The organism is Mycobacterium sp. NGS45, from assembly GCF_059812645.1.
The window spans coordinates 1-10,682 of sequence record NZ_JCALDB010000041.1 but is presented as its reverse complement, the minus strand read 5'-3'; the positions used below and the strand labels follow the sequence as shown (position 1 = coordinate 10,682).

Here is a 10,682-nt window from a genome sequence, read left to right as displayed (position 1 = left end):
TGACACTCCTTCTTCCGCCCCGGTACCCGGGGTGTCCCAGACCCGCAGTCTGGCGATCACCGCGCAGCGCGGGCCGTCACAGCGCGGCAACGAACGCGTTCTCGCTACTAGAAAACTAGCTTCTCACATCCAGAGAATCAACAAGTGACCCGTAGCTGGGGGCCGGTTTTCCCACCTTCTTCGCTGATCAGAGCGCATCCACCCGGGTCTCGCCCGGATCGCCGGATCAAGTCAAACATTGACCAATCGGCGAGTTCGTGGAAATCTGTTATCCGGATATGAGAATATGATTCTCGTGAGCGAGAGGAACAGGCGATGACAGGACGTAGGCCCTGCTCGGCACCCGCTCGCTCGACACAGCCCGTCGACGTACTCAGCGACCACGTCAACGAACAGGAGATGTAGGACAGTGGCACACTTTCCCAAGCCGGCGGTCGGCAGCTGGACCGAGAACTGGCCCGAGCTCGGCACCGCACCGGTCGACTACACCGACTCGATCGATCCCGAACACTGGAAGCTCGAGCAGCAGGCCATCTTCCGCAGGACCTGGCTGCACGTCGGGCGTGTGGAGCGGCTACCCAAGACCGGCAGCTACTTCACCCGTGAGATGCCGTCGGTTGGCTGCGGCACCTCGATCATCATCAACAAGGACAAAGACGGCAAGATCAACGCGTTCTACAACCTGTGCCGGCACCGCGGCAACAAGTTGGTGTGGAACGACTACCCGGGCGAGGAAGTCTCGGGCAGCTGCCGTCAGTTCACCTGCAAGTACCACGCCTGGCGCTACGCGCTCAACGGCGAGCTGACCTTCATCCAGCAGGAAGACGAGTTCTTCGACGTCGACAAGGCCGACTACCCGCTCAAGCCGGTCCGCTGCGAGGTCTGGGAAGGCTTCATCTTCGTCAACTTCGACGACAACGCCAAGCCGCTCAAGGAATCGATGGGTGAGTTCGGCAAGGGCCTGGAGGGCTACCCGTTCCACGAGATGACCGAGGTGTACAGCTACAAGGCCGAGATCAAGGCCAACTGGAAGCTGTTCATCGACGCGTTCGTCGAGTTCTACCACGCACCGATCCTGCACATGAAGCAGGCGACCCCGGAAGAGGCCGCCAAGCTGGCCAAGGTGGGCTTCGAGGCGCTGCACTACGACATCAAGGGCGATCACTCGATGATCTCGTCCTGGGGAGGCATGAGCCCGCCGAAGGACCTCAACATGGTCAAGCCGATCGAGCGGATCCTGCACTCGGGTCTGTTCGGCCCGTGGGACCGGCCCGATATCAAGGGCATCCTGCCCGACGAGCTGCCGCCGGCGGTCAACCCGGCGCGCCAGCCCACCTGGGGCCAGGACAGCTTCGAGTTCTTCCCGAACTTCACGCTGCTGCTGTGGGTTCCGGGCTGGTACCTGACCTACAACTACTGGCCGACCGGTGTGGACACCCACATCTTCGAGGCGAACCTGTACTTCGTTCCGCCGAAGAACACCCGCCAGCGCCTGTCCCAGGAACTGGCCGCGGTGACCTTCAAGGAGTACGCGCTGCAGGACGCCAATACGCTGGAGGCCACCCAGACCCAGATCGGCACTCGGGCCGTCACCGAGTTCCCGCTCTGCGATCAGGAGATCCTGCTGCGTCACCTGCACTACACCGCGCACAAGCACGTGGATGCCTACAAGGCAGAGCTTGCCGCGAAGGCCGCCAACACCAACGGGAAAGCTAAGGACACCGCGAATGTCTGAGACCAACGGAACCAAGGAACGGCTGCTGCCGGAGGAATTCGCCGATCTGGAGCGGTTCAGCGACTGGATCTTGGCCACCGAGCCCGAGCGCTACGGCAAGCGACTGTCCTCGTCGATGGAAGAGATGCAGGAGCTCTACGACGCCGGTATGGCCCGGCTCGAAGAGGTCATGGTCTACCTGGACGCCCGCTTCCCGCTGCACGACATGCCCGATGACGCCAGACGACTCATGCACCTGATGCAGTCGGTGGTGATGGTCAGCTTCCCGGTCGAGGTGTGGAAGCAGCCGCGGGTGCTGGACAGCGGTGCAGCCTGGGTCGAGATCACCCGGGAGCCGGTGGTCTGAGCGTGCTGGTTCTCAAAGCAGCCGGACTGCTTGACGTCGATGCCGGGGTGATCATTCGCCCCGGCATCGTCGGTGTCGACGGCGATCGGATCATCGGTGTCGGCGACGCCGTCACCGTCGGCGCCGACGACACCGTCGTCGACCTGGGCGAGACGATCCTGCTGCCGGGCCTGATGGACATGGAGGTCAACCTGCTGATGGGCGGCCGGGGCGAGAACCCCGGACTGTCCCAGGTTCAGGACGACCCGGCCACCCGGGTGTTGCGCGCGGTGGGCAATGCCCGACGCACGCTGCGCGCCGGGTTCACCACGGTGCGCAACCTCGGTCTGTTCGTCAAGACCGGCGGCTATCTGCTCGACGTCGCCCTGGGCAAGGCCATCGACGCCGGCTGGATCGACGGTCCGCGCATCATCCCGGCCGGCCATGCCATCACCCCCACCGGCGGGCATCTGGACCCGACCATGTTCGCGGCGTTCATGCCCGGCGTACTCGAGCTGACGATCGAAGAAGGTATCGCCAACGGCAACGACGAGATCCGCAAGGCGGTGCGCTACCAGATCAAGCACGGCGCCCAGCTGATCAAGGTGTGCTGCTCCGGTGGCGTGATGTCGCTGACCGGAGAGGCCGGCGCACAGCATTATTCGGATGAGGAACTGCGCGTCATCGTCGACGAGGCGCACCGCCGCGGGCTGCGGGTGGCCGCCCACACGCACGGCGCCGAGGCGGTCAAACACGCCGTGGCGTGCGGCATCGACTGCATCGAACACGGGTTCCTGATGGACGACGAGGCCATCCAGATGCTGGTCGACAACGACCGCTTCCTGGTCTCGACCCGCCGCCTGGCCGAGTACATGGATGTCTCGAAGGCCCCACCGGAGTTGCAGGCCAAGGCCGCCGAGATGTTCCCGAAGGCGCGCACGTCGATCAAGGCCGCCTATGAGGCCGGGGTGAAGATCGCCGTCGGCACCGACGCACCGGCGATCCCGCACGGCCGCAACGCCGACGAACTGGTGACCCTGGTCGACTGGGGTATGCCCGCGGCCGCGGTGCTGCGCGCGGCTACCGTGGTGGCCGCCGACCTGATCAACAAACCCGATCTGGGCCGGCTCACCGAGGGTTATCTCGCTGATGTGATCGCGGTACCCGGTGATCCACTACAGGACATCAGCGTTACAAAGAATGTTGGTTTTGTAATGAAGGGCGGTAAGGTCTACCACAATGAGTACGCCAACAAGAACTGACGACCTGGTCGAAATCCAGCAACTGCTGGCCAAATACGCCGTCACCATCACCCAGGGTGATGTCGAAGGCCTGGTCAGCGTGTTCACCCCGGACGGCACCTACAGCGCCTTCGGCGACACCTACACGCTGAACCGGTTCCCGGTCTTGGTCGACGCCGCCCCCAAGGGCCTGTTCATGACCGGCACCGCCCTGGTCGATCTGGTCGAGGGCGCCGACGAAGCGAGCGGCACCCAACCGCTGTGCTTCATCGAGCACTCCAAGCACGACATGCGGATCGGCTACTACCGCGACACCTATCTGCGCACCGAGGACGGCTGGCGGCTGAAAACCCGTGCCATGACCTTCATTCGGCGCAGCGGCGATCACGACCACGGCCGCCCGCACGCGATCGGCAGGCCCGAAGCCGGATGACCGAGCTGCATGACCCCGCGAGATTCCGCACCGCACTGCAGGCCTGGCTCGACCAGAATGACCTGACCCCGCCGGAGGATCACTCGCTGGAGGCGCACATCCGTCAGTTCGCCCGGGTACAGCAGGCGCTCTACGACGCCGACTGGAGCCGCTACGGCTGGCCGGAGCATGCCGGCGGCCTGGGCGGGCCGGACATGCTGCGCGCCATCGTCGGTGAAGAAGTGGTGGGCCGTCGGCTGGCCGAACCCGGGCCGTACTCGATGCTCGAGGTGCTCGCACCGACCATGATCGACTACGCCACCCCGGAGTTGGCCGCCGAGATGGTGCCCAAGCTGCTCAGTGGTGAAGAGCAGTGGTGCCAAGGCTTTTCCGAACCCGGCTCGGGTAGCGATTTGGCCTCGCTGAGCACCCGCGCGGTGCAGCGCGAGGACGGCAAGTGGGTGATCAACGGCCAGAAGGTGTGGACCAGCTTCGCGCAGTTCTCGCATCGCTGCATCCTGCTGACCCGCACCGGGGACGCCGACACCCCCAATCACCAGGCCATCACGGCGTTCTTCGTCGACGTCGACACCCCGGGCATCAGTATCCGACCGCTGCACACCATGCACGACGTCGACGAGTTCTGCGAGGTGTACTTCGACGACGTCGTGGTCGACGGATCCCGGATGCTCGGCAAGCCCGGCGACGGCTGGCAACTGGCGATGGACCTGCTGCCTTACGAACGTTCAACCTGCTTCTGGCAGCGCATCGCCTATCTGTACTCGCGATTCGACGCCTTGATCGACGAAGTGAAACGGCAAGGGCAGTCGGCGGATTCCGAGCTCGGCGAGGTCTATCTGGCGCTGCACACGCTGCGCTGTCGTTCGGCGGCCACCCAGCGCCGGTTGGCCGATGGGCACAAGCTGGGCCCGGACACCTCGGTCGACAAGGTGCTGTTGGCCGGCGCCGAGCAACTGCTCTACGACACCGCGCGCAACCTGATGCCCGGTGTCATCGAGCTGGAAGACTCCGAATGGCGCACCGAGTACCTGTACTCGCGGGCTGCCACCATCTACGGCGGCACCGGTGAGGTGCAACGCAACATCATCGCCCGCCGCCTGCTCGACCTCGGGAAGGAATGAGCATGACGTCAGATCCCGGCATGGATGCCGAGCAACTCGGTCTGCTCGAGGACACGCTGCGCAAGACCATGCTGTCCAGTTCCGGCCCGGAACTCGATGCCGCCCTGGCCGAGCTGGGTTGGGCCGAGATGCTCGCCGACCTACCCGACCTGGCCATCCCGCTGGTGTTCCGGCTGCTCGGCGAAACCGGTTCGCACGCTTCGGTTCTCAACGATGTGCTGCTGGAGACCATCGGCGGGCTGCCGGGTGGAACTCCCCCGATGCCGTACACCGGTGGCCGCTGGGTGGTGTGGGAACGCGAGGACACCGGCGCCCCGACGCTGGGTGGTCTGCCGCTGCGTGAGGTCCCGGACGGTCAACTGCTGCGGATCTCCGAGGCCCGCCGCGCCGTGGGCTGGTGGCTGGTGGGATCGGCGCGCGCCATGCTGACCCTGGCCCGCCAGCACGCGCTGGACCGGGTGCAGTTCGGCAAGCCGATCGCGTCGTTCCAGGCGGTGCGGCACAAGCTGGCCGAGACCCTGGTGGCGATCGAGGGCGCCGAGGCGGTGCTGGCGCTGCCCGACAACGTCGACCTGAACTCGTTGCTGGCCAAGGCCGCTGCGGGCAAGGCCGCGCTGACCGCTGCCAAGCATTGTCAGCAGGTGCTCGGCGGTATCGGGTTCACCGACGAACACGACCTGCACATCCACGTCAAACGGGCGCTGGTGCTCGACGGTCTGCTGGGCAGTTCGCGGGAGCTCACCCGCAAGGCCGGTGCGGGTCTACGGGCGCGGGGTTCTGCGCCGCGACTGGCCCAGCTGTAGCTCTCCCCAACCCAACCCAACCCAACGCGCGAGCGTGCACGGTTCATGCAATTCCGCTGCGGCGGAAGGCACGTCCGTGCACGCTCGTGCGTTGGGTCAGGCCGGGCTAGCCTCGCGGTAGGCCCAGCACGCGCTGGGCGATGATACTGCGCTGGATCTCCGAGGTGCCGCCGGCGATGGTGCCACCGAAGCTTCGGGCGTAGCGCTCGAACCAGCTCTTGCCCGGATCGTCCTCGCCGTAGGGCGCATAGGCCGACGTCAGCCCCGGATGGCGCAGACCGTCGGACCCGGAGGCCTCCAGCGCATGCCCGACGGCGGTCTGAAACGCCTCGGAGCCAAACAGTTTCAGCACCGACAGGGCCGGTACGTCCTGCTCGCCGCGCGCCTCGCGGGCCACCGCAACCGAACCCAGCAGCCGCAGCGCGGTGGCGTCCATCAGCAGGGTGGCGTAGTGGTCCCGGTCCAGCTCGGTCTTCGGGGTGAAGTCCCCGATCAGCTGCTCGAGCCAGTCGGCGTAGGCCAGCCACAGCAGGGTGCGCTCGTGGCCGAGCGAGCCGTTGGCCACTCCCCAACCACCGTCCAGCGGGCCGATCAGGTTCTCCGCGGGCACCTTGGCGTCGTTGAAGAACACCTCGTTGAAGTCCAGATCCTCACGGCCGCAAATGGATGCGAAGGGCCGGCGCACCACACCCTCGGTGTCGGTGGGGATCATCAGCACGCTGATGCCCTTGTGCTTGGGCGCATCCGGGTTGGTCCGCACGAAGGTCAGGATGACATCGGCGTCGTGCGCGCCCGAGGTCCATACCTTCTGACCGTTGACCACGAAGTGATCACCCTCGCGCCGCGCCGATGTGCGCAGCGACGCCAGGTCCGAACCAGCACCCGGCTCACTCATCCCGAGCGCGGCGGTGATCTCGGCGCGCAGGATCGGCACGGCCCAGCGCTGCTTTTGTTCGTCGCTGCCGAACGACAGCAGCGAGGCCGCGATGATGCCCACGCCCTGCGGGTTGTAGCTCGGGTAGATGCGGCGCCGGGACAGTTCGTCGCGGTGCACGTACTGCTGCAGGATGTTGGCGTTGCGGCCACCGAACTCCGGCGGGTTGCCCGGGCACAGCCAGCCGTGGTCGAACTGCACGGCCTGCCAGCGGCGGGCCCACTCCGGCACGCCCGCGGTGGAGGTGGCCCGCTCGACGGTCTGGGCCTCCTCGGGCAGATGCTCGTCGAGGAACTTGATGAACTCGGCGCGGAACTCTTCGACCTCGGCGTCGAACGTCAGCTGCACTCAGATCACCGTCCCGCCAGGGCGTGTTCGGCGATGAAGGCGCGGTGCTCGGCGGCACCGCCGAGCATCAGCTCGCCGGCCTTGGCCCGCTTGAGCGCGAACTGCACGTCGTTCTCCCAGGTGAAGCCCATCGCGCCGAACAGCTGCACGCCATGCTTGAACACCAGCGACTGGCATTCGCCGGCGCCGGCCTTGGCCATCGCGGCCGCGCTGGCCCGGCGCGGGTCGTCCGCGGCGATGGTCAACGCGGCGAAGTAGGACAGCGCCCGGGCGCGCTCGATGGCCACGTGCATGTCGGCGGCCTTGTGCTGCACGGCCTGGAACGACCCGATCAGCACGCCGAACTGCTGCCGCGAGCCGACGTGTTCGAGCACCAGATCCAGGATGCGTTGGCACGCCCCGACCATGGTGAGCGCCATACCGGTCAGCGCGGCGTCGCGGGCCCGGCCGGCGTCGCCGCGCACCCGGTCGGCTTCGGACAGCCGAACGCCGTCGAAGGTCACCTCGGCCACATGCAGCACCGGGTCGAACACCGGGACCTGGCGCGCACGCACCGCGTCGGCGCCGACCACGAACACCCCGGCCGGCGTGCTGACCGCCAGCCGCTCGGCGCGGTCGCCGTCCAGCACGTTGCGCGCGGTGCCGTCCAGCACCCAGCCCTCGCGGGTGCGGGCCGCGGTGACGCCGTCATAGACCGCCGCGCCGCTGAGCTTGGGGTCGGCGGCCTCCGGGGCCAGCGTGTTGAACTGCGTCATGGTGGCCAGCAGCGGCGTCGGGTCGGTGGCCCGACCGAGTTCCTCGACCAGCAGACCCAGTTCGACGGTCTCGGACGGATCGGTGAACTCGGTCCAGCCCATGTCCACGTAGGACTTCCACAGCGGCGCGGCCAGCGCGGCCCCGGCGGCCGGATCCTCGGCCTCGGCGATGGACCGAACCAGCGACGCCGGGCATTCCTTGGCCAGCACATCGCGCACCGTGTCCCGCCAGAGTCGTTGGTCGGAATCGAGCTCCAACAGCATTCGGCCACCTCAATCGCTTCGGGATGATTCGCACACGCGTTACGTGTGAAGAGAATAACATTCTCCGGTTCAGCGAGTAAGAATCTCAATTTGCGGCCTGCGATACCCCTTTTCGGACCTACTCTCCGGTACAGTTCTTCCATGTACTTTCCACAAGACCGTCGTTGGGAGCAGCGATGAGCAGTCCCAGCGAAGAACCCGCCTGGAAGCAGCGGGCGGTCGAACGGTCGATCAAAACGGCGAAGTTGCGGGCCGCTCAGCGCGTACAACGCTTCCTCGACGCCGCCCAGGCGATCATCACCGAAAAGGGAAGTACCGATTTCACGGTGCAAGAGGTGGTCGACCGGTCCCGCCAGTCGCTACGCAGCTTCTATCTCCAGTTCGACGGCAAGCACGAGTTGCTGCTGGCGCTGTTCGAGGATGCCCTGAGCCGCGCGGCCGACCAGATCCGCGCCGCGACGTCGGGTCAAGAGGATCCGTTGGACCGGCTGCGAGTGGCAATTGAGTTGCTGTTCGAGCTTTCTCGGCCCGATCCGTCGGCCAAGCGACCGCTGTTCACCGACTTCGCCCCGCAGTTGCTGATCTCGCATCCCAACGAGGTGCGCGTTGCGCACGCTCCGCTGATCGCGTTGTTCACCGAGTTGATGGAGGAAGCCGAGGCTGCCGGCCGGCTGCGCAGCGACGTCAATGCCCGGCGGATGGCGGCGATGACCATGCAGACCGTGATGTTCACCGCGCAGTCCAGCGCGCCGGCCGACGCTGACGTGGCCAACCCGATCACGGCCGAAGAAGTGTGGTCGTTCTGCGCCCTGGGCTTCGCCGCCAGCTAACTTACGAACCACGTTCTCGTGATCTAGAACACGGCTTTTGCTCAGCGGGGAAGCATTTCCTCCAGCTGTTTTGCGCGCCCGGTCCGGGGCGCGCTTCCCAGTCAGGACGCCGGTGAGCGTCGGTCGGTGTCCACCGAGACCAACTGCGCCGACGCCGCATAGACATCGGTGCTGCCGTCGGCCACCGCGGCCGCCAACCGGGCCAGGTCCGGATGGCGGTGCAGCCGGGTCTGGGCCAGCGACAAGATCTGCGCGCGAGCCCGCGCCGTCCGGCGCTCCGCGGTGTCGGTGCGGTGGTGCGCGGCGATCGCGTCGACCACGCCGTCGAGCCCCTCGCCGGTGGCGGCCACCAGTTTGAGGATCGGCGCCATGGTCTCCTGGCGCAGGTCACGCACGGTCTGGTCGGCGCCGTCCCGGTCGGCCTTGTTCACCACCACCAGATCGGCCACTTCCAGCAGGCCGGCCTTGGCGGCCTGGATCGCGTCGCCGGCACCCGGGTTCAGGATCACCACGGTCGGGTCGGCGACGGCGGCGATCTCGATCTCGGATTGGCCCACCCCGACCGACTCGAGCAGCACCAGGTCATAACCCAGCGCCGAGAGCAGCTGGATGGCAGCCGGCACCGCGGCGGCCAGCCCGCCCAGATGGCCGCGGGTGGCCACCGAGCGGATCAGCACGTCGGGGTCGTTGATGTGGGCGGCCATCCGGATCCGGTCACCGAGCAGCGCACCACCGCTGTACGGCGACGACGGATCCACCGCCAGCACCGCCACCCGCAGCCCCTGCGCCCGGTAGGCACCGACGAGTACGCCGACCGTGGTCGACTTGCCGGCCCCCGGCGGGCCGGTGATACCGACCACCCGCGCCGAGGCCGGCTCCAGCAGGTCGAGCACCTCATCCCGACGTGGGCCTTCGACCAGGGTCAACAGTCGGCCCACGGCCCGGGTCGATCCCGCGCGGGCGGCCGCCAACAGGTCGGCCACAGCGGATGCGTTGCTCATCACAGTCATCGATTATCTGCTCTTCTACCCGTTCTCCGAACTTCCGGAAGCGACGCCGGCCGCACTTCTCACCCGACCACCGCGCTCCTTGATAGAGAATAGTATTCTCTTTCACTGAGAAGACTCGTTGCAGGAAAGGAAACACGCATGCACATCTCGGGTAGCTCGGCGCTCGTCGTCGGGGGCGCCGGCGGGTTGGGCGAGGCCACCGTGCGCCGTCTGCACGGGGCCGGCGCCAAGGTCGTGGTCGCCGACATGGCCGACGACAAGGGCAAGGCTCTGGAGTCCGAGCTGGGCGTGCGCTACGTCCAAACCGACGCCACCAGCGAGGAAAGCGTGCTGGCCGCCATCGCGGAGGCCGAAGCACTGGGGCCGCTGCGCATCTCGGTGGACACCCACGGCGGCCCGGCCTCCGGTGGCCGGTTGGTCGGCAAGGACGGCAGCCCGCTGAGCCTGGACGGCTTCAAGACCACCATCGAGTTCTACCTGACCGCGGTGTTCAACGTGATGCGGCTGTCGGCTGCGGCGATCGCGCGCACCGAACCGCTGGACGAGGGTCAGCGCGGCGTCATCGTCAACACCGCCTCGGTGGCCGGCTACGAGGGCCAGATCGGCCAGCTGCCCTACTCGGCGGCCAAGGGCGGCGTGATCGGTATGACGCTGGTGGCCGCGCGTGACCTGTCGCCGTTGGGCATCCGGGTGGTCACCATCGCGCCCGGCACCATCAACACCCCGGCCTACGGCAAGGCCGCCGATCAGCTCGAGCAGTACTGGGGTCCGCAGGTGCCGTTCCCCAAGCGGATGGGCCGCTCGACCGAGTACGGCCAGCTCGCGCAGTCCATCATCGAGAACGACTACCTCAACGGCGAGGTGATCCGGCTCGACGGCGCGC

The 10,682-nt window shown here is 66.9% G+C and carries 11 protein-coding genes; 8 read left to right on the top strand and 3 right to left on the bottom strand.

Annotation, left to right across the window (positions count from 1 at the left end; translation table 11 throughout):
• Nucleotides 1-409: 409 nt before the first annotated feature.
• The 6 genes from AC5Y3P_RS22005 to AC5Y3P_RS21980 are packed head-to-tail and all read left to right on the top strand — an operon-like array spanning nt 410 to nt 5,658.
• Nucleotides 410-1,735: an aromatic ring-hydroxylating oxygenase subunit alpha gene (locus tag AC5Y3P_RS22005; RefSeq protein ID WP_500048062.1), complete on the top strand. Its 1,326-nt coding sequence runs from the start codon at nt 410-412 to the stop codon at nt 1,733-1,735.
• Nucleotides 1,728-2,081, top strand: a complete 354-nt coding sequence (locus tag AC5Y3P_RS22000; protein ID WP_500048061.1) for a hypothetical protein — start codon at nt 1,728-1,730, stop codon at nt 2,079-2,081. The genes AC5Y3P_RS22005 and AC5Y3P_RS22000 overlap by 8 nt, the downstream gene beginning before the upstream one ends.
• 2 nt (nt 2,082-2,083) lie before the next feature.
• The gene (locus AC5Y3P_RS21995) at nt 2,084-3,322 is read left to right on the top strand and encodes a metal-dependent hydrolase family protein (protein WP_500048060.1); all 1,239 of its coding nucleotides are present in this window, start codon (nt 2,084-2,086) and stop codon (nt 3,320-3,322) included.
• Nucleotides 3,300-3,734 carry a nuclear transport factor 2 family protein gene (locus tag AC5Y3P_RS21990; RefSeq protein ID WP_500048059.1) on the top strand — a complete coding sequence of 145 codons (435 nt, stop codon included), beginning with the start codon at nt 3,300-3,302 and terminating at the stop codon, nt 3,732-3,734. The genes AC5Y3P_RS21995 and AC5Y3P_RS21990 overlap by 23 nt, the downstream gene beginning before the upstream one ends.
• Nucleotides 3,731-4,855, top strand: coding sequence for an acyl-CoA dehydrogenase family protein (locus AC5Y3P_RS21985; protein WP_500048058.1), 1,125 nt, complete (start codon nt 3,731-3,733; stop codon nt 4,853-4,855). Before AC5Y3P_RS21990 ends, AC5Y3P_RS21985 begins: the two co-directional genes overlap by 4 nt.
• A gap of 2 nt (nt 4,856-4,857) precedes the next feature.
• The gene (locus AC5Y3P_RS21980) at nt 4,858-5,658 is read left to right on the top strand and encodes an acyl-CoA dehydrogenase family protein (RefSeq protein ID WP_500048057.1); all 801 of its coding nucleotides are present in this window, start codon (nt 4,858-4,860) and stop codon (nt 5,656-5,658) included.
• Between the two features lie 106 nt (nt 5,659-5,764).
• Here the strand turns inward: AC5Y3P_RS21980 and AC5Y3P_RS21975 are convergent, their stop codons facing one another.
• On the bottom strand, nt 5,765-6,940 hold the full coding sequence (locus tag AC5Y3P_RS21975) for an acyl-CoA dehydrogenase family protein (RefSeq protein WP_500048056.1): 1,176 nt from the start codon (nt 6,938-6,940) through the stop codon (nt 5,765-5,767).
• Between the two features lie 5 nt (nt 6,941-6,945).
• Nucleotides 6,946-7,959, bottom strand: coding sequence for an acyl-CoA dehydrogenase family protein (locus AC5Y3P_RS21970; RefSeq protein WP_500048055.1), 1,014 nt, complete (start codon nt 7,957-7,959; stop codon nt 6,946-6,948).
• A 176-nt stretch (nt 7,960-8,135) separates the two neighbouring features.
• On the opposite strand from AC5Y3P_RS21970, the gene AC5Y3P_RS21965 reads away from it, so the two are divergent.
• Nucleotides 8,136-8,789 carry a TetR/AcrR family transcriptional regulator gene (locus AC5Y3P_RS21965; RefSeq protein WP_500048054.1) on the top strand — a complete coding sequence of 218 codons (654 nt, stop codon included), beginning with the start codon at nt 8,136-8,138 and terminating at the stop codon, nt 8,787-8,789.
• A gap of 101 nt (nt 8,790-8,890) precedes the next feature.
• Here the strand turns inward: AC5Y3P_RS21965 and meaB are convergent, their stop codons facing one another.
• Nucleotides 8,891-9,790, bottom strand: a complete 900-nt coding sequence (gene meaB, locus AC5Y3P_RS21960) for a methylmalonyl Co-A mutase-associated GTPase MeaB (RefSeq protein ID WP_500048053.1) — start codon at nt 9,788-9,790, stop codon at nt 8,891-8,893.
• 147 nt (nt 9,791-9,937) lie between these two features.
• Between meaB and AC5Y3P_RS21955 the strand changes: the two genes are divergently transcribed.
• A partial coding sequence (locus tag AC5Y3P_RS21955) for an SDR family NAD(P)-dependent oxidoreductase (protein ID WP_500048052.1) occupies nt 9,938-10,682 on the top strand: 745 nt, incomplete at its 3' end.